We start from the raw sequence: 17714 nt of genomic DNA, 5'->3' as shown, positions 1-17714 counted from the left end.
CCGGCGCTGCCTAGAATTCCGGGTTCCCCCGGAGGTTCCCCATGTCCCTGCTGCTCAGGCTGTCGCGGTTGATCGATACGGTCAACGGCTGGATCGGCAAGTTCGCGACCTGGCTGGTGCTGGCGGCGGTGCTCATCAGCGCCGGCAACGCCATCATGCGCAAGGCGTTCAACATCGGCTCGAACGCCTACCTCGAGATCCAGTGGTACCTGTTCGCGGCGGTGTTCATGCTCGCGGCGTCCTACGTGTTCCTACACAACGGTCACGTGCGCATCGACTTCATCGCAGCACGCCTGTCCAAGCGCACCAACACCATCATCGACGCCATCGGCATCGTGGTCTTCCTGATCCCGCTGTGCGTCATCCTGATCGACCTGTCCTGGCCGTTCTTCATGCGCGCCTACGTCTCCGGTGAGATGAGCGAGAACGCTGGCGGCCTGATCCGTTGGCCGGTGATCCTGCTGATTCCGGTGGGCTTCTCGCTGCTGCTGCTGCAGGCGGTGTCCGAACTGATCAAGCGCATCGGCTTCCTCACCGGCGCGATCCCCCAGCCCTTCAGCTTCGGCCACGAGAAGACCGCCGACGAGGAATACGCCGAGGAGATGGCCGCCAAGGCTGCCGCCGCTGCGCCGGAGGCCAAGCCATGATCGAGTTCGTGACCCAGAACTTCGTCCCGCTGATGTTCGCGGGGCTGCTGTTCTTCCTGCTCACCGGCATCCCGGTGGCCTTCGGGCTGGCGGCCACGGGCCTGCTGTTCGGCTTCATCGGCATGGAACTGGGCCTGTTCCCCGACAACCTGTTCGGTGCCCTTCCGCTGCGGGTGTTCGGCATCATGAAGAACGACACGCTGCTGGCGATCCCGTTCTTCACCTTCATGGGGATCATCCTCGAACGATCCGGCATGGCCGAGGACCTGCTCGAGACCGTCGGGCAGGTCTTCGGCCCGGTGCGCGGGGGCCTGGCCGTGGCCGTGGTGCTTGTGGGCGCGCTGCTGGCGGCAACGACGGGCGTGGTCGCCGCAGCGGTGATCTCGATGGGCCTGATCTCGCTGCCCATCATGCTGCGCTACGGCTACAACCGCACCATCGCCACCGGCACCATCACCGCGTCGGGCACGCTGGCGCAGGCCATCCCGCCGTCGCTGGTGCTGATCGTGCTGGCCGACCAGCTCGGCCGTTCGGTGGGCGACATGTATGCCGGTGCCCTGATCCCGGGGCTGATGCTGGTGGGCTGCTACCTGGCCTTCATCGTCGTCGTGGCGCTGGTGAAACCCAAGTGGGTGCCACCTTTGCCGCCCGAGGCCCGCATCTACCGCGAGGACAGCGGCGCCAGCGGCCATGTGTCGCTGGTGGCCCTGCTGATGCTGTGCGCTGCCGCCGGATTCGGCTGGGCCAGCATGCACGAGAGCATCATGAATCCGTGGCTGGAGCGCTCCATCCCGGCGCCGGGCGACGAGATCTTCATCTTGTCGATGACCGTGGCCTCGTTCCTCGCCCTGGGCCTGGCCATCCTCAACCGCGTGCTGCGCCTGGGCCTGCTGTCCAAGCTGGCCGAACGCGTGACCTTCGTGCTGATCCCGCCACTGGTGCTGATCTTCCTGGTGCTGGGCACGATCTTCCTGGGCGTGGCCACGCCCACCGAAGGCGGCGCCATGGGGGCGCTGGGCGCGCTGATCATGGCCATCGGCCGGCGCAAGCTGAGCCTGAAGCTGCTGAACCAGGCGCTGGACAACACGGCGCGTCTGTCGACCTTCGTGCTCTTCATCCTGATCGGCTCGACGGTCTTCAGCTTCACGTTCAATGCCGCCGATGGCCACATCTGGGTCGAGCACCTGTTCGACAAGCTGCCCGGCGGCCAGATCGGCTTCCTGATCATCGTGAACCTGCTGGTCTTCGTGCTCGGCATGTTCATCGACTTCTTCGAGATCGCCTTCATCGTGATCCCGATCCTGGCGCCGGTGGCCGAGAAGATGGGTATCGACCTGATCTGGTTTGGCGTCATCCTCGCGATGAACATGCAGACGAGCTTCCTCACGCCGCCATTCGGTTTCGCGCTGTTCTACCTGCGCAGCGTGGCGGCCAACAAGGACTACGACGACCGCATCACCGGCCAGCGCATCCCGGCCGTGACCACGGCGCAGATCTACAAGGGCTCGATCGCCTTCATCGTGCTGCAGGTGATCATGGTGGCCGTGGTGCTGACCAACCCGCATCTCGTGACCGGCCACCTCGACAAGGGGCCGCAGATCAACGTCGAGGACGCGCTGCAGGAACTGCGTGACCAGGGCCGCGCGGCGATGGAGGCCCGCGAGTCCGACAGCGCCGCGTCGGCCGCGGACGAGGAGGACCCGATGAAGGCCATGCTCGACGCGCTCAAGGCGGACGAAGAGAAGAAGAAGTGATGCTTCGGTCGGCAGGCCCCGTGCGGGCCTGCCGGCCGGTCCCGCCGACGGGCGAAGAAAAAACCCCGCCAAGGCGGGGTTTTTGTTTGTGGCGGCAGCCCGATCAGAGGCGCTGCTGCTGCATGAAGTCGTCGAAGCCGGCTTCCGTGAAGCGGAACCACAGGTTGGCGTCTCGACGGTAGGTGGAGAAGTCGGCGTAGATCTTCTTCCAGGCCGGGTTCTTGTTGCTCAGGTCGCTGTAGATGTCCATGCCGGCCTTGAACGCGGCATCCATCATGTCCTTCGGGAAGCGGAACAGCTTGGCACCACCACCGACCAGGCGCTTCAGCGCCGCCGGGTTGCGCGCGTCGTACTTGGCCATCATGTTGGTGCCGGCGGTCACGCAGGCCGACTCCAGGATCGCCTTGTATTCGCCGGGCAGCTTGTCGTAGGCCGCCTTGTTGACGAAGAAGTCCAGCTGCGGGCCACCTTCCCACCAGCCCGGGTAGGCGTAGAACGGGGCCACCTTGTAGAAGCCCAGCTTCTCGTCGTCGTACGGGCCCACCCACTCGGCCGCGTCGATCGTGCCTTTCTCCAGCGACTGGTAGATCTCGCCACCCGGGATGTTCTGCGGCACGCCACCAATGGCCTCGAAGATCTTGCCGCCGAAGCCACCGATGCGGAACTTCGCGCCCTTCACGTCGGCCAGCGACTTGATCTCGCGGCGCCACCAGCCGCCCATCTGGGCGCCCGTGTTGCCGCCGAGGAAGTTGACGATGTTGTAGCCGGCGTAGAACTCGCGCATCAGCGTGCCGCCGTTGCCCTGCAGGTACCAGGCGGTGAACTGGCGCTGGTTCATGCCGAACGGGATCGCGCAGCCCAGCGCAAAGGCCTCGTTCTTGCCGAAGAAGTAGTAGGGGGCGGTGTGCGCCATCTCGACGGTGGCAGCCTGCACGCCGTCGACCACGCCGAAGGCGGGCATCAGTTCGCCGGCCGCCGCCACCGTGATCTGGAACTTGCCACCGGTGGCTGCGGTGACGATCTTGGCCATGTCCTCGGCCGCGCCGTAGATGGTGTCGAGCGACTTCGGAAAGCTCGAGGCCAGGCGCCAGCGGATGGCCTGCTGGGCGTGCACCGCGGGCGCGGTACCGGCGGCCAGCACGCCGGCGATGCCGGCGCCGTGGATGAATTTGCGACGTTCCATGGACGATCTCCTGCTCTGAGGGGTGATAAGGATCGGACGCGAAATTCTAGAAACCCCCTCTTGCCACCGGCCGCGGGGTTTACCCCTTCGCAGAATCACGTAGTACCGCCCGCTGGCTGTCAGCCTCGCGTCAGCACCGGGCACCGCTCGCCTCAGGCGCCGGCCAGCTTCATGCGCGCGATCAGCACACTGCCCGTGGTCTTGCCGCCCAAGGTGTAGGCGTCGGCGCCCACCGCCTCGATGTGGCCGAGCATGGTCTTCAGGTTGCCGGCGATCGTCACCTCCTCCACCGGGAAGGCGATGCGGCCGTCCTCGACCCAGTAGCCGGCAGCACCGCGGGAATAGTCGCCGGTCACGTAGTTCACGCCCTGCCCCATCAGCTCGGTGACGAAGAGGCCCCGGTGCAGCTTGCGCAGCATGGCCTCGAGGTCGTCGCCACGCTTCGTTCGGCGGCTGCTCAGGCGCAGGTTCTGCGCACCGCCGGCGTGCCCGGTGGTGCGCAGGCCCAGCTTGCGCGCCGAGTAGCTGGACAGGAAGTAGGCCTGCACGACGCCGGCATCGACCACCCGGCGCGCCTGCACCCGCACCCCTTCGTCGTCGAACGGCGCACTGGCCTTGCCCTTGGGCGTGAAAGGGTCTTCGTCGATGTCGAGGTGGCGCGCCAGCACGCGCGTGCCCACGCTGTCGAGCAGGAAACTGGCCTTGCGGTAGAGCGCACCGCCGGAGGTGGCCTGCACATAGGCGCCCAGCAGCCCGGCGGCCACCGGGGCCTCGAACAGCACCGGCACCTCGCCGGTGGGCACGCGGCGCGCCTTCAGGCGTGCCAAGGCGCGTTCGGCGGCGTAGCGGCCCACGGCCTCCGGGCTGGCGAGTTCGGCCGCATCGCGCATCGAGCTCGTCCATTGGTCGCGCTGCATGCCCTTGCCCTTGCCGGCGATCGGCGCCACGTAGAGGTAGTGGCGCGAACTGGCATAGCCGCCGCGGAAGCCGCGCGAGTTGCCGGCCCAGAAGTGCGACTGCTGGGCCGAGACGCCGGCGCCTTCGGAGTTGGTGATGCGGCGGCTGGTGGCGAAGGCCGCTGCTTCGCAGCGCTGCGCCAGCACCGTCGCCGCCTCCGCATCGATGGCCCAGGGGTGGAACAGGTCCAGGTCGCGCGCCACTTCGGCCGGCGTGGCCAGGTCCGCCGCATCGGGCAGGCCGGCGGCCGGGTCCTCGGCGGTGAAGCGCGCGATGTCGTAGGCCGCGCGCACGGTCTGCGCGATCGCGGCGGGGGAAAAGTCGGACGTGCTGGCGTTGCCGCGCCGCTGACCGAGGTAGACGCTCACGCCCAGCGACTTGTCGCGGTTGCGCTCCACGTTCTCCAACTGCCCGCAACGCACTGACACCGACAGGCCCGCGCCTTCGGAAACCTCGGCGCCGGCGTCGGACGCCCCGAGCTTGCGCGCCTGCTGCAGCACGTCCTCGACCATCTGCTGGAACTGCTCGCGCGGGTACGCAAAGCCGTGGTCGGGGCGGGCATCGGGCATCGGGGCATCCATCGCAACAAGGGGTGCACCTATGATATCGGCCCACCTTCCGCCACCACCCATGCCACGCCGAGCAGCGCCGCACCGCGGCATCGACACCGAACAGGCCGACCCCGACGCGCCGAGCAAGACCCGGCTCAAGGCCGAGTCGCAGGCCCTGCAGACGCTGGGCCGCGAACTCTGCGACCTGCCGGGCAGCCACCTGGCCGCCACCGAGATGCCCGAGGCGCTGCGCGAGGCCATCCAGACCTGGCAGCGCACGGCTTCGCACGAAGGCCGGCGCCGACAGCTGCAGTACGTGGGCAAGCTCATGCGCAGTGCCGACCCCGAGCCGCTGCGCGAGGCTGTGGCCGCGTTCAAGCTCGGCGGTGCACGCGACGCCTGGCGGCTGCACGAGGCCGAACGCTGGCGCGAGCGCCTGATCGCCGACGACGAGGCCATGACGCAGTGGATGGCCGAGTACCCCGACTGCGACACCCAGCGCCTGCGCAGCCTGGTGCGCGCCGCGCGCCGCGACAGTGCCGCGCTGACGCCGGAACAGCGGCAGCCGAAGAGCTTCCGCGAGCTGTTCCAGTTCATCCGCCCCCTGCTGCCGGAGAGCCCCCCCGCATGACCCCCACCCACGACCGCGTGAAGATCGGCATCGTGTCCATCAGCGACCGCGCCTCCAGCGGCGCCTACGAGGACAAGGGCCTGCCGGCGCTGAAGGACTGGCTGTCCAAGGCCCTGAAGAACCCGGTGGACTGGCACGAGCGCCTGATCCCCGACGAGCAGGACGGCATCAGCGCCGCGCTGCGCGAACTGGTGGACGTGGCCGGCTGCGACCTCGTGCTCACCACCGGCGGCACCGGCCCGGCCCCGCGCGATGTGACGCCCGAGGCCACCCTGGCAGTGGCCGACAAGGTGATGCCCGGTTTCGGCGAGCAGATGCGCCAGATCAGCCTGGCCTTCGTGCCCACGGCCATCCTGTCGCGCCAGGTGGCGGTGATCCGCGGCCGGGCGCTGATCATCAACCTGCCGGGGCAGCCAAAGTCCATCGCCGAGACACTGCAGGGCCTGCCCCAGGCCACGCCGCCAGTGCACGGCATCTTTGCCGCCGTGCCCTACTGCATCGACCTCACGGGCGGCCCGTACCTGGAAACGGACGAGGCCATCTGCAAGGCGTTCAGGCCCAAGAGCGCGATTCGCCCGCCGCGCGGCTGACCGGGCCCGGGCGAACTCAGCGCCGCACGAACACCACCGCCGTGCGCGGCGGCACCGCCAGCCGGCCCTGCGCATCGAGCTGCGCCCGCTTCGGCCTTGCGTCGGCCGCGCCGGGGGCCCGGTGCACCGGGTGCAGCGCCCAGCCGCCACCGGCCAGCTCAGGGAGATTCAGCGTGCGGACCCCGGTGTCGACGTTGATGACATAGGCCAGCGTCGCGAAGCCGGCGTCCGGCAGGCCGCGACCATCCAGCAGTCCCACCACCACACCCGGCACCTGGCCCGGGCCGGTGTTCGGGAACTGCAGCCGCTGGGCGATCGCGGCGGCCGACGGCAGCCGCAGCAGTGACGTGCTGGCGCGGATGCGCAGCAGATCCAGGAACTGGTCGCGCGCGAAGCGGATGTCCTGCGGGCGCGGGCGGATCTGCGCGGCGCGCGCCAGCAGCGGCCGCATCCATGGCCAGCTGGCCTCGTTGTCCCAGGCCGGCGGCAGGCCGGTGCCGAAGAAGTTGTCCTGCAGCGTCCAGTCGACGCGGTTGAACCAGTCGCCGCTGTCGTAGCTGTTGCGGTCCATCGACTTGCTGCGCAGCGTCTCGATGCCGGCGTGGAAGTAGGCCACGCCCTGGCTGAACATGTTGATCGCCGCAGCCAGCATCTGCACGCGGGCCCGTTCGTCGGGCGTGGTCTCCGGCGGCAGCTTGAAGACGTTGACGTCGAACAGCGTCTGGTTGTCGTGGTTCTCCACGTAGTTGACGACCTCGGACGGCTCGCGCACGTAGCCAGCGGGCTGGCCGCCGCCATACGCGATGTCCTGCAACGCGCGTTCGCCGCCGTCGTGCGTCGTCATGCGCAAGCCGCGCAGGCTGCCGGCCAGGCCCACGCGCACCATGTCGGCGGTGGCGGCAGTTGCCCCGCCGTTGACGTAGCCCTTGCGCGTGACCTGCGCCTCGCCGCCATCGCCGGCCCCGCCGCCGCGGATGGCGTCACGCGCGCGGTCGCTGAAGGTGCCGATGCCCGAGCCGTTCAGCTCAAGCTGACTCGCCTGCACGAAGCGGGCGCCGTCGGCCACCTCGCCGAAGTTCCAGCCTTCGCCGATCAGCGGCACGGCGCGGCCGGTCTCGCGCCGCAGGCGGTCGCGGATGGCCAGCATCTCGGCCTTGGGCTGGTGGCCCATGAGGTCGAAGCGGAAGCCGTCGATGCGGTGGTCGCGCGCCCACAGCAGCACCGAGTCGCTCATCAACTTGGCCATCATCGCGTGCTCGGTGGCGGTGTTGTCGCAGCAGGTGCTGCGCTCCACCTCGCCTTGCGCGTTCAGCCGGTGGTAGTAGCCGGGGACCACGCGGTCGAGCACGCTCTTCGGGTGCTGGCCCGCGGCCGTGGTGTGGTTGTAGACCACGTCCATGCCCACGCGCAGGCCGGCGGCGTGCAGCGCCACCACCATGGCGCGGAACTCCCGGATGCGGCCCGGCGCGTCGTCGGGGTCAGTGGCGAAGCTGCCCTCGGGGGCGTTGAAGTGCCAGGGGTCGTAGCCCCAGTTGTAGCAGTCGCGGTCCTTCACCGCTGCCACGGCCGCCTGTTGCTCTGGGCTGTCCGGCGCTGCCCGCGGGATCGTGGGCACGGCGCAGCCACGCTCGGGCACGGTGGCCAGGTCGAACACCGGCAGCAGGTGCACGTCGGTCAGGCCCGCATCGGCCAGCGCCCGCAGGTGGCGCATGCCGTCGGACGCCGGCTCGGTGAAGCCCAGGTACTTGCCGCGCCAGGCCGGGCGCACCGTGGCGTCGTCGCGCGAGAAGTCGCGCACGTGCAGCTCGTAGATCACCATGTCGGTCATCGACCGTGGCGGCGGCGGGGCGGCCTGCGTGCGCCAGCCCGGCGGCTCGGTGCGCGGGTCGTCCAGGCGGCCGATCCAGCTGCGCTGGGAGTCGGCGTCCAGGCCGACGCTGTAAGGGTCGGTGACGCGGTTGCGCACCCGGCCATGGCCAGGCACGAACAGGTCTGCCAGGTAGGTGTAGAAGCCGTCGCGCACGCCGTCGACGCGGGCTTGCCAGCTGCCGGTGGCGTCGTCGCGCTGCATCGGCATCACGCGCACGGGCGCCCCGGGCGCGTGCAGGCACAGCGCCACCGTCTGCGCGGTGGGGGCCCACACCCGCATGGTGGCCCCGGTAGCATCGACCTGCACGCCCAGGTCGCCGAGCGCGTGCGCCGGCGCGTACAGCGCATCCAGCGCCCGCGGCAGTTGCACGCGGGTGTGGGCGCTCACCCGGCCCTCCGAGTCCTCCAGCGTCAGCAGCAGGTCGCCACGCAGCCAGCGCCGCAATTCGGCGGCGTCCGCGTCCCGCAGGCGCAGCGTGCGGCCAGCACCGGCCCAGCGCACGGCAGCCTCGACCTCGGCCGGCAGCGGGGCAGCCAGGTCTTCGAGCGCAGCCACCGCCTGTGCGCCGGCCACCCGCCCGTCCACCACCCGCAACTGGCCCGTGCCCGCGTGGTGGAGCCGCACCGTGCCGCCCGCCTTGGCCCCGGGCCAGCGCAGATGGCGCCCGTCGAGCCACAGCGCCCGGGCCTGCGGGCCCGGGGCATCGGCCGGCATGGCGGCCAGCACGCGGCTGGCTGGGCCCGCGCAGTCCGACGCCTCCGGCAACACGGCGCCCGCGGCGCCGAAACCGACCCACCCCAGGGCCAGGATCCAGAAGTGATTCCAAGGCATGCGGCGATGGTATTGGAGCAAAACTACATCACAAACAGAGATCAAACTCATCGTTTTCCCTCGTCTTGATCGCTGATGCGTAGTCTGACTACAGTCTCGCATGCGCTCATGTTGGACCGCCCTGCCCTTGGCACTCCCCCTGCTGGCAACCGCCGCGCCGATCGACCTCAGCCCGGTGCCGATGCGCGACCCGGGCAGCCGTCTGGCGCCGGACTGGCACCACGGCGCGTTCATGGAGGTCTTCGTCCGCGCCTGGAAGGACAGCGACGGTGACGGCATCGGCGACCTGCGCGGCCTGACGCAGACGCTGCCGATGCTGAAGGATCTGGGCATCCGTGGCCTTTGGCTGATGCCCATCACCGCCAGCGCCGACCGCGACCACGGCTACCACACGACCGACTTCCGCGCGGTGGCGCCCGAGTACGGCACGCTGGCCGATTTCGACGCCCTGATGAGCGAAGCGCACCGCCTGGGCATCGGCGTGGTGATGGACTACGTGATCAACCACAGCGCCGTCGAGCACCCGCTGTTCCAGCAGGCGCTGCAGGGGCCGGCCAACCCGTACCGCAACTGGTACGTCTGGTCGGACACCGCGCCAGCTGGCTGGGACATCTGGGGCAAGAACCCCTGGTACCACGCGGCGTCCCGCCCCTGGACCTGGGCCGGGGAGTGGAAGGACCTGCCACCCGCCGCACCAGACGCACGAGGCTTCTACTTCGGCACCTTCAACGCGAAGGTGCCCGACTTCAACCTGCAGAACCCCGCGGTCTGGCGCTACCACGAGGACAGCCTGCGCTTCTGGCTCAACCGCGGCCTCGACGGCCTGCGCCTGGATGCGGTGCCGCACATGGTCGAGCGCAGCGCCAGGGACTGGAACGACCAGCCCGAGAGCCGGGTGCTGACCAAGCGGCTGCAGGACCTGATCACCGCCTACCGCCACCGCTGGGCCGTGTGCGAGGCCACGGCCGAGCCGCAGGACTACGCCGCGCCCGAGGTCTGCGGCGCCGCCTTCGCCTTCGGCTACGTTCAGCACTTCGTGCGCGCCGCCCAGGGCGACGCCGCGTCGGTGCAGGCCCTGGTGGCGCCGCACCCGCGGCGCAGCGCGCGGCTGGCCACGATGGTCTCGAACCACGACATCTTCGCCGGCCGCCGACTGTGGGACCAGGTCGGCGGCGACGAGGCCCGCTACCGCCTCGCCGCCGCCGGTTACCTGCTGCAGCCGGGCACGCCCTTCGTCTACTACGGCGAGGCCATCGGCATGGCCGGCCTGCACGGCCTGCCGGGCATGGACGCCGGAGACCTGCCCATCCGCGGCCCGATGAGCTGGACGGCCGACGGCGGCTTCAGCACCGGCGCGCCGTTCCGGCCGGTGTCGCCCAACGCGGCCACGCACAACGTGCAGGCTCAGCGCGCCGATCCAGACTCGCTGTGGCACTTCTACCGGGCCATGATCGGCCTGCGCAACGCCCATGCCTCGATCCGCCGCGGCAGCTTCGAACACGCCCGGGCCGATGGCCTGGTGGCGCATTGGCAGCGGCGCGCCGACGATGACCACACGCTCACGTTGATCAACTACGGCACCGCCGGGGCCAGCGTGGCGGTGCCGGCGCTGCCGCCCGGGGCCCGGCTGGTGGCGGCCTGGCCGCACTGGGGCGCGCCGGCACGGGCCGACGGCGATGGCCGGGCCGCCGTGCACCTGGGACCGCAATCGGTGCGGGTGTACCGCGTGCTGCGCTGAGCACCTCCAACCCGACGTTCGGCAGGGCCATGCGGTTGCCGTCATGCTGTCCGGCATGCGAACTCTTGCACTGGTGCTGGGCATCGCCGGCGTGGCCTCCACCGCGTTCGGCGCAACGCCGGCGAGCGCCGCCAACCCGGCGGGCATCGACTGGCAGCCGCTGTCCGCAGTCCTGATCGCGCGCACCGAGACCACGGTGGCGCAGTTCCGCCGTTTCGTCGAAGCCACCGGACGGATCACCGAGGCCGAACGCCGCGGCGGCGGGCAGGAATACGTGGCCGGCTGGCAGCAGCGCCCCGGCTGGACCTGGCGCAGCCCCTTCGGCACGCCGGCGGCCGACGACGAGCCGGCCGTACACGTCACCTGGCACGAGGCACGCGACTTCTGTCGCTGGGCCGGGGCCCGCCTGCCCACCGATGCCGAGTGGGTGGCTGCGGCCTACACCGAGCAGCGCGACTCGCCGCCAGCACCCTTCGTCCGCGACCGGACGTACCGCTACCCCACCGGCGCCCAGCCCACCGGGGCCAACTGCCGCGGCGACTGCAACCCCGGCCCGGCTTTCGACGGCCGGCGGCATCGCCCGGTGAACCAGGGCGCACCCGGCGTCAACGGCCTTCACGACATGGGTGCCAACGCCTGGGAGTGGGTGGACCAGGGCAGCGACGCCGACCGCCGCACGCGCGGCGGCTCATGGTGGTACGGCGCGCGGCAGATGCGCGCCGACCACCTGCAAGGCAAGCCGGCCGACACGGCGGTGGTCTACATCGGCTTCCGCTGCGCGCGCGACTACGTCAGGTGACGCCGCCGCGCGCGGCGCGGCGGATCACTTGATGGTGACCCAGGCCACCTCGAGCCAGTTGTCGGCACGGTGCACCGCGTCCACGTTGGTGCGTGCGGCCCACGGGATCACCTGGCGGTGCAGCGGCAGCAGGTGCGCCTGGCTGGTGTATTCGCGCAGCGCGGCGATCACGAGTTCCTTGCGCTTGGCCGGGTCGGCCTCGGCGCTGGAGGCGGCGGCCAGCTCGTCGAACTTCGGGTTCGACACGCGGCCATAGTTGTACAGGCCCACGCCCTTCTCGCCGAAGGTGCGCAGCACCGGGGTCATCGTGGTCTCGGCATCCGTGACCGCACCGCCCCAGCCCAGCATGTACATGCTGGTGTCGTGCTTCTCCAGCTTGGGGAAGTAGGTGGCGCGCGGCATTGCCACCACCTTGACCTTGACGCCGACCTTGGCCCACATCGCCGCCAGCGTGATGCAGATCTCCTCGTCGTTGATGTAGCGGTTGTTCGGGCAATCCAGCGTCACCTCGAAGCCGTCGCCGTAGCCGGCCTCGGCCATCAGCGCCTTGGCCTTGGCCAGGTCGAACGGCAGGCGCGACTCGACCTGCGGGTCGTTGTAGCTGGCCAGCGACGACGGCGTGATGCCGCCGGTGGGGAAGCTCTGCCCGTTCATCAACTTGGTCTTCATCGTCTCGATGTCGATGGCGTGGTACAGCGCCTTGCGCACGCGCACGTCCTTGAACGGGTTCTTGCCCTTGACGCTGCTGTAGAGCAGTTCGTCGCGGTGCTGGTCCATGCCGATGAAGACGATGCGGTTCTCCGGGCCGTCGATGATCTTCACGCCGCCCGTGTTGCGCAGGCGCGGCACGTCACGCGGGGCCGGGTCGAGCACGAAGTCGATCTCGCCGGAGACCAGCGCCGCCAGCCGCGTGGCGTCGTTGGAGATCTGCGTGTAGACGATCTCCTGCACGTTGCCGCTGTGCTTGTCCCACCAGTTCGGGTTGCGCTTGTAGACCGTCTTGATGCCCGGTGCGCGGCTGACCAGCATGTACGGCCCGGTGCCGTTGGTGTTGAAGCTGGCGTGGGACTCCTCCTTGTTCTTGAAGTCCAGCGGCTTGGTGACCTTGTGCTTCTCGGCCCACTGCTTGTCCAGCATCCACAGCGAGTCCAGGTGCTGCAGGAAGATGGGGTTGACCTTGTCGAGGCGGAACTCCACTGTCATCGGGTCGATGGCCACCGGCGTGCCCACCGCGTTGGCATAGACGTTGACCTGCGAGGTCAGTTCCTTGGCGCGGTTGATGGAGAACACCACGTCGTCGGCGGCGAAGTCGGAGCCGTCGTGGAACTTCACGCCCGGGCGCAGCTTGAAGCGCCAGGTCAGCGGGCCGGTCTGCTCCCAGCTGGTGGCCAGGCTGGGCACGATGTTGAGTTGCCGGTCGCGGCGCGTGAGCCGCTCGTAGACCTGGCCGTTCATCATGTTGGTCATGGACTCGTTCTGCGAGTGCGGGTCCATGGTCTGGGGGTCGCCCTGGCTGGCCCAGCGCAGGGTCTGGGCCGTGGCGCCGCTGGCGGCCAGGGTCATCGCGGCCAGGGCGGCCGCGGCAAGGTGCAAACGCATTCGGTGGTCTCCCGCGCCGTTTCGGCGCACGATGGATCGGTGCGCGGGAGTGTAGGCAAGCGCCGTGCCGGCGTCGCCCCGGGGGAATCCTCGGCCCTTGCGGCCGGCCGGCGGGCGCGAGGCGGCCGGCGCAGTCATCGCGGGCCGCAGCCTCACGCCGCCGGGTAACCCTCCTCGGCCAGCGCCGCCTTCACCGCCTCGGCGGGTTGCGTGGTGCCGATCTTCACCTGGTGCGTCGGAAGGTCCACCTCCACGATGGCCGCAGCGTCGAGCCTTTGCACGGTCTGGGTGACGGCCTTGACGCAGTGGCCACAGGTCATGTCGGGCAGGGTCAGTTCGATCATGGGTCGCTCGTCGGTTGGAGAAGTGGAGCCAGTCTGAAGCTTGCCATCGTGGCAAGGTCAAGGCTTGACTCTGACATGATGTCAAGGTCGATGCTTCAGCCCATGAACCAGACCCTGACCCTGCCCGTGGCCGGCATGACCTGCGCCTCCTGCGTCGCGCGGGTCGAGAGGGCCCTGAAGAAGGTGCCGGGCGTGACCGGCGCGCGCGTCAACCTGGCCACGGAGCAGGCCACCGTGGAGTCGGCCGCGCCCCTGGACCCGTCCACACTGGGCGCCGCCATCGTGCAGGCTGGCTACGACGTGCCCGAACAGCGGATCAAGCTGCAGGTCGAGGGCATGACCTGCGCCAGCTGCGTCGGCCGTGTCGAACGCGCGTTGAAGAAGGTGCCGGGCGTGCTCGCCGCCGCCGTGAACCTGGCCGCCGGCACGGCAGAGGTGCGGGCACTGGCCGGCACGCCCGCCGACACGCTGGTCGCGGCACTGGACCGCGCCGGCTACCCGGCCCACGTGCCGTCGACCGACGGCGAGGCACCGCCGCGCGCGCATAGTGAAGGCTGGCTCGTCGCCGCCGGCGCCCTGCTGGCACTGCCGCTGGTGCTGCCGATGGTGGGCGACCTGTTCGGCCGCCACTGGATGCTGCCCGCGCTGTGGCAATGGCTGCTGGCCACGCCGGTGCAGTTCGTGCTCGGCGCGCGCTTCTACCGCGCCGGCTGGAAGGCGCTGCGCGCCGGCAGCGGCAACATGGACCTGCTGGTGGCCCTGGGCACCAGCGCCGCCTACGGCCTGAGCCTGTGGCTGTGGGCGCGCGCGAGCCCCGACGGCATGCCCCACCTGTACTTCGAGAGCGCCGCAGTGGTGATCGTGCTGGTGCGCCTGGGCAAGTGGCTGGAGTCGCGTGCCAAGCGGCGCACCCTGCAGGCGCTGGATGCGCTGCGCGAACTGCGGCCCGACACCGCCACCGTGCGTAGCCCGGCCGGCGAACGCCGCGTGCGGCTGGCTGAACTGCGCATCGGCGACGAGGTGGTGGTGCGCCCGGGCGAACGCCTGCCGGCTGATGGCACGCTGGTCGAAGGCCGAACGCACCTGGACGAATCCATGCTCACCGGCGAGAGCCTGCCCGTGGCACGCGAGCCGGGCAACACGGTGGCCGGCGGCGCGCTCAACGGCGAAGGGCTGATCGTCGTGCGCACCACCGCCGTCGGCGCCGAGACCCAGCTGGCCCGCATCGTGCGCCTGGTGGAAACCGCCCAGGCCGCCAAGGCGCCGATCCAGCAGACGGTGGACCGCGTCGCCGAGGTCTTCGTGCCGGCCGTCGTGGTCGTCGCTGTGCTGGCTGGGCTGGGCTGGTGGCTGGCCGGCGCCGGGCTGGAGACAGCGGTCGTCAACGCCGTGGCCGTGCTCGTCATCGCCTGCCCCTGCGCGTTGGGCCTGGCCACACCGGCGGCGATGATGGTGGGCACCGGCCTGGCCGCCCGCCGAGGCGTGCTCGTGCGCGACCCGCAGGCCCTGGAGCTGATGCGCCAGGTGCGCGTGGTGGCCTTCGACAAGACGGGCACGCTGACCGAGGGTCGGCCGCAGCTGGTGGCGGCGCAGGCCCTGGACAGCGACGACCGCGCCCTGCTGGCCGACGCCGCGGCCCTGCAGGCCGGCAGCGAACACCCGCTGGCACGCGCCGTGATGCAGGCGGCGCAGGACCAGGCGCTGGCCGTGCCGGCAGCGAAGGGCCTGCGCGCCGAGGCCGGGCGCGGCCTCGAAGGCGAAGTCGACGGCCGCGCACTGCGCATCGCCAGCACGCGCTGGGCCGACGAGCTGGGCGTGGACACCACGGCCGCTGCGGCCGTGCAGGCCGAGGGCCGCAGCGTCTCCTGGCTGCTGGAACGGCAAGGTGAAACCTGGGCCGCCCGCGGCTGGCTGGCCTTCGGCGACGAACCGCGCGCCAGTGCGGCCGACACGATCCGGCGCCTGCACACCGCCGGCCTGCGCACGGTGCTCGTCAGCGGCGACCACCGCGCGGCGGCCGAAGCCGTGGCGCGGCGCCTGGGCATCGACGAGGTGCGTGCCGAGGTGCTGCCGGCGGACAAGGCCGCGGTCGTCGCGGCGCTGAAGGCCGATGCCCGTGACGGCATGGGCGGTCGCGTGGCCATGGTCGGCGACGGCATCAACGACGCCCCGGCGCTGGCCGCCGCCGACGTCGGCCTGGCCATGGCCACCGGCACCGACGTCGCCATGGCCACCGCCGGCCTGACGCTGATGCGCGGCGACCCGGCACTGGTGGTGGAGGCACTGCAGCTCTCGCAAGCCATCGTGCGCAAGATCCACCAGAACCTGTTCTGGGCCTTCGCCTACAACGTGGTGGGCATCCCGCTGGCCGCACTGGGTTACCTGAGCCCGATGGTGGCCGGCGCGGCGATGGCGCTGTCCAGCGTCAGCGTGCTGGCCAATGCCCTGCTGCTGTCGCGTTGGAGGCCGTCATGAGCATGAACATCGGCCAGGCCGCGCAGGCCACCGGCGTGACGCCGAAGATGATCCGCCACTACGAAAGCCTTGGCCTGCTGCCGGCAGTGGCGCGCAGCGACGCCGGCTACCGCCGCTACGACGAACGCACGCTGCACACGCTGCGCTTCATCCGCCGCGCACGCGACCTTGGCTTCTCGCTCGACGAGATCGCGCAGCTGCTGGGCCTGTGGGCCGATCCGGCGCGAGCCAGCGCCGAGGTGCGGGCGCTGGCACAGCGCCACGTGGCGGACCTCGACGAACGCATCGCGCGAATGCAGGCCATGCGACGCAGCCTGCAGCAACTGGTGCAGTGCTGCCACGGCGACGACCGGCCGGACTGCCCGATCCTCGACGACCTGGCGGGCGGGCAACCCCCGTCAGCGTGAACGCCGCAGCACGTCGCCTTCGACCCAGAGCTCGTCGATCTGCCTGAACCCCCACTTCGCCGGGTCCTCCCGGCCGACGATGCGGTCATTGCAGCCGGGATGGGCCAGGTCGAGCCGGCGTGGCGACACGCCCATGTTGGAGGTCACCGAGAAGAACACCTTGACGACCGGCGACGTCAGATCGTGCTCGTTCTGCTCCAGCACCACCGCGAGCTTGCCCGACGCCAGGCGCACCAGGGACCCCGTGGGGTAGATGCCCAGGCTGCGCACGAACGCCTTGAACACGGCGGGATCGAATTGCCCCTTCCACGACGCCATGAGGGCGATCGATTCGGCCGGGTCCCAGCCGGTCTTGTAGGGCCGGTTCGAGGTGATGGCGTCGTAGACGTCGCAGACCGCCCCCATGCGGGCCAGCAGGGTCAGCCGTTCGCCAGACAGGCCATGGGGATAGCCGCGGCCATCCGGACGCTCGTGGTGATGGAGGCAGACTTCCAGCGCCGCCTCTGGCGCACCACGCGCCTCGGTCAGCATCTCGTGGCCACGCACCGGGTGCGTCTTCATGATGGCGTATTCAGCTTCGGTGAGCCGGCCGGGCTTGTTCAGCACTTCCGGCGGCATCACCGCCTTGCCGAGGTCGTGCAGCAGGCCGGCGAGGCCCGCCTCGCGGCAAGCGGCGGCGTCCTGGCCCAGCGCGCGCGCCAGCGACACCATCAACGCGCACACGGCCAGCGAGTGCATGTAGCTGTAGTCGTCGGCCGTCTTCAGCCGCGCCAAGCTCACCAGCGCGCCGGGGTTGCGAAAGACGGAGTCGGCGATCTCGTCCACCAGCGGCAAGCACTGTTCGGTGTCCACCGCCTTGCCCAGGCGGGCTTCGGCGAACATCTGCATCACGGCCACGCGGCTCTTCTTGCAGATGGCGGCAGCCTGCTCGAGTTCGTCCCGCAGGGTCTTCGGGTCCGGCAGCGATGCCGGCAGGGCGGAGACGGACCGTGTCGCAGCGGTCGGCGGCGACGCGTCGGGCTCCGGCGTGGCCACGTCGAGGCCGAGCGCATCGTCGATCCACACGGCCGGCACACCACTGTCGCGCAGGCGCTGCAGGTCCGCCGGATCGTCGAGCACGAATCGCGTCTTCCAGAACGGATGGCTCAACCACGCGCCTTCCAGCTTGTGGATGTGCATGCCGATGCGGACTTGGTCGACGGTGATCTTCTTCAGCATGGCGTGGCTCGATGGAGATATCGGCGTGCAGGCCGCCGGCTGAAGGACCCCCCCTTGGCGGACGCGCCAGAAAGCACAAGGCCGCCCGGAGGCGGCCTTGGTCGGGTCGAGCCGGGCCTC

14 protein-coding genes are annotated in these 17714 nt (G+C 70.3%); 8 read left to right on the top strand and 6 right to left on the bottom strand.

Features of this window, described 5'->3' with window-relative positions:
* The first annotated feature begins 41 nt into the window (after positions 1–41).
* Complete coding sequence (locus tag ENE75_RS02885; RefSeq protein WP_128195423.1) at positions 42–647, top strand: TRAP transporter small permease subunit; 606 nt, start codon at positions 42–44, stop codon at positions 645–647.
* On the top strand, positions 644–2401 hold the full coding sequence (locus tag ENE75_RS02880) for a TRAP transporter large permease (RefSeq protein WP_128195421.1): 1758 nt from the start codon (positions 644–646) through the stop codon (positions 2399–2401). The genes ENE75_RS02885 and ENE75_RS02880 overlap by 4 nt, the downstream gene beginning before the upstream one ends.
* A 103-nt stretch (positions 2402–2504) precedes the next feature.
* On the opposite strand, the gene ENE75_RS02875 is transcribed toward ENE75_RS02880, so the two are convergent.
* Positions 2505–3584: a TRAP transporter substrate-binding protein gene (locus ENE75_RS02875; RefSeq protein ID WP_128195419.1), complete on the bottom strand. Its 1080-nt coding sequence runs from the start codon at positions 3582–3584 to the stop codon at positions 2505–2507.
* 152 nt (positions 3585–3736) lie between these two features.
* Positions 3737–5110 (bottom strand): metalloprotease PmbA, encoded by a 1374-nt coding sequence (pmbA, locus tag ENE75_RS02870; protein ID WP_128195417.1) that lies wholly within the window; start codon positions 5108–5110, stop codon positions 3737–3739.
* Between the two features lie 61 nt (positions 5111–5171).
* Here pmbA and yjgA point away from each other — a divergent pair, with 61 nt between their 5' ends.
* The gene (gene yjgA, locus ENE75_RS02865; protein WP_128195415.1) at positions 5172–5723 is read left to right on the top strand and encodes a ribosome biogenesis factor YjgA; all 552 of its coding nucleotides are present in this window, start codon (positions 5172–5174) and stop codon (positions 5721–5723) included.
* Positions 5720–6313, top strand: a complete 594-nt coding sequence (mog, locus tag ENE75_RS02860; RefSeq protein ID WP_128195413.1) for a molybdopterin adenylyltransferase — start codon at positions 5720–5722, stop codon at positions 6311–6313. Before yjgA ends, mog begins: the two co-directional genes overlap by 4 nt.
* A gap of 16 nt (positions 6314–6329) precedes the next feature.
* Here the strand turns inward: mog and pulA are convergent, their stop codons facing one another.
* Entirely contained in the window at positions 6330–9014 is a 2685-nt protein-coding gene (pulA, locus tag ENE75_RS02855) for a pullulanase-type alpha-1,6-glucosidase (RefSeq protein WP_158288843.1), read from the bottom strand.
* Between the two features lie 127 nt (positions 9015–9141).
* Here pulA and ENE75_RS02850 point away from each other — a divergent pair, with 127 nt between their 5' ends.
* Positions 9142–10752 carry an alpha-amylase family glycosyl hydrolase gene (locus ENE75_RS02850; RefSeq protein WP_158288842.1) on the top strand — a complete coding sequence of 537 codons (1611 nt, stop codon included), beginning with the start codon at positions 9142–9144 and terminating at the stop codon, positions 10750–10752.
* Positions 10753–10807: 55 nt separating this feature from the next.
* Positions 10808–11551: a formylglycine-generating enzyme family protein gene (locus ENE75_RS02845; protein WP_233258890.1), complete on the top strand. Its 744-nt coding sequence runs from the start codon at positions 10808–10810 to the stop codon at positions 11549–11551.
* Positions 11552–11575: 24 nt separating this feature from the next.
* Here the strand turns inward: ENE75_RS02845 and ENE75_RS02840 are convergent, their stop codons facing one another.
* Positions 11576–13150, bottom strand: a complete 1575-nt coding sequence (locus ENE75_RS02840) for an ABC transporter substrate-binding protein (protein ID WP_128195404.1) — start codon at positions 13148–13150, stop codon at positions 11576–11578.
* A 152-nt stretch (positions 13151–13302) separates the two neighbouring features.
* On the bottom strand, positions 13303–13494 hold the full coding sequence (locus ENE75_RS02835; protein ID WP_128195402.1) for a heavy-metal-associated domain-containing protein: 192 nt from the start codon (positions 13492–13494) through the stop codon (positions 13303–13305).
* A gap of 102 nt (positions 13495–13596) precedes the next feature.
* Here ENE75_RS02835 and ENE75_RS02830 point away from each other — a divergent pair, with 102 nt between their 5' ends.
* Positions 13597–15969 (top strand): heavy metal translocating P-type ATPase, encoded by a 2373-nt coding sequence (locus ENE75_RS02830; RefSeq protein ID WP_158288841.1) that lies wholly within the window; start codon positions 13597–13599, stop codon positions 15967–15969.
* Positions 15966–16376, top strand: coding sequence for a Cu(I)-responsive transcriptional regulator (cueR, locus tag ENE75_RS02825; protein ID WP_375138461.1), 411 nt, complete (start codon positions 15966–15968; stop codon positions 16374–16376). Before ENE75_RS02830 ends, cueR begins: the two co-directional genes overlap by 4 nt.
* Here cueR and ENE75_RS02820 read toward each other — a convergent pair.
* Positions 16368–17594: an HD-GYP domain-containing protein gene (locus ENE75_RS02820; protein WP_128195398.1), complete on the bottom strand. Its 1227-nt coding sequence runs from the start codon at positions 17592–17594 to the stop codon at positions 16368–16370. The two genes, cueR and ENE75_RS02820, sit on opposite strands and share 9 nt — an antisense overlap.
* Positions 17595–17714: the final 120 nt, after the last annotated feature.

The sequence above is a fragment of the Rubrivivax albus genome, from assembly GCF_004016515.1.
Lineage (GTDB): Bacteria > Pseudomonadota > Gammaproteobacteria > Burkholderiales > Burkholderiaceae_C > Rubrivivax > Rubrivivax albus.
Note: the sequence above shows the minus strand (reverse complement) of the source record. Positions and strands in the feature narration are given on the sequence as shown.

Bases quoted from the DNA above. Each gene is read 5' to 3' on its own strand.
- ENE75_RS02880 (WP_128195421.1), top strand. From the start codon at position 644: ATGATCGAGTTCGTGACCCAGAACTTCGTCCCGCTGATGTTCGCGGGG.
- cueR (WP_375138461.1), top strand. From the start codon at position 15,966: ATGAGCATGAACATCGGCCAGGCCGCGCAGGCCACCGGCGTGACGCCG.
- ENE75_RS02845 (WP_233258890.1), top strand. From the start codon at position 10,808: ATGCGAACTCTTGCACTGGTGCTGGGCATCGCCGGCGTGGCCTCCACC.
- ENE75_RS02885 (WP_128195423.1), top strand. From the start codon at position 42: ATGTCCCTGCTGCTCAGGCTGTCGCGGTTGATCGATACGGTCAACGGC.
- ENE75_RS02820 (WP_128195398.1), bottom strand. From the start codon at position 17,594: ATGCTGAAGAAGATCACCGTCGACCAAGTCCGCATCGGCATGCACATC.
- mog (WP_128195413.1), top strand. From the start codon at position 5,720: ATGACCCCCACCCACGACCGCGTGAAGATCGGCATCGTGTCCATCAGC.
- ENE75_RS02840 (WP_128195404.1), bottom strand. From the start codon at position 13,150: ATGCGTTTGCACCTTGCCGCGGCCGCCCTGGCCGCGATGACCCTGGCC.
- pmbA (WP_128195417.1), bottom strand. From the start codon at position 5,110: ATGCCCGATGCCCGCCCCGACCACGGCTTTGCGTACCCGCGCGAGCAG.
- ENE75_RS02875 (WP_128195419.1), bottom strand. From the start codon at position 3,584: ATGGAACGTCGCAAATTCATCCACGGCGCCGGCATCGCCGGCGTGCTG.
- pulA (WP_158288843.1), bottom strand. From the start codon at position 9,014: ATGCCTTGGAATCACTTCTGGATCCTGGCCCTGGGGTGGGTCGGTTTC.
- ENE75_RS02835 (WP_128195402.1), bottom strand. From the start codon at position 13,494: ATGATCGAACTGACCCTGCCCGACATGACCTGTGGCCACTGCGTCAAG.
- yjgA (WP_128195415.1), top strand. From the start codon at position 5,172: ATGCCACGCCGAGCAGCGCCGCACCGCGGCATCGACACCGAACAGGCC.
- ENE75_RS02830 (WP_158288841.1), top strand. From the start codon at position 13,597: ATGAACCAGACCCTGACCCTGCCCGTGGCCGGCATGACCTGCGCCTCC.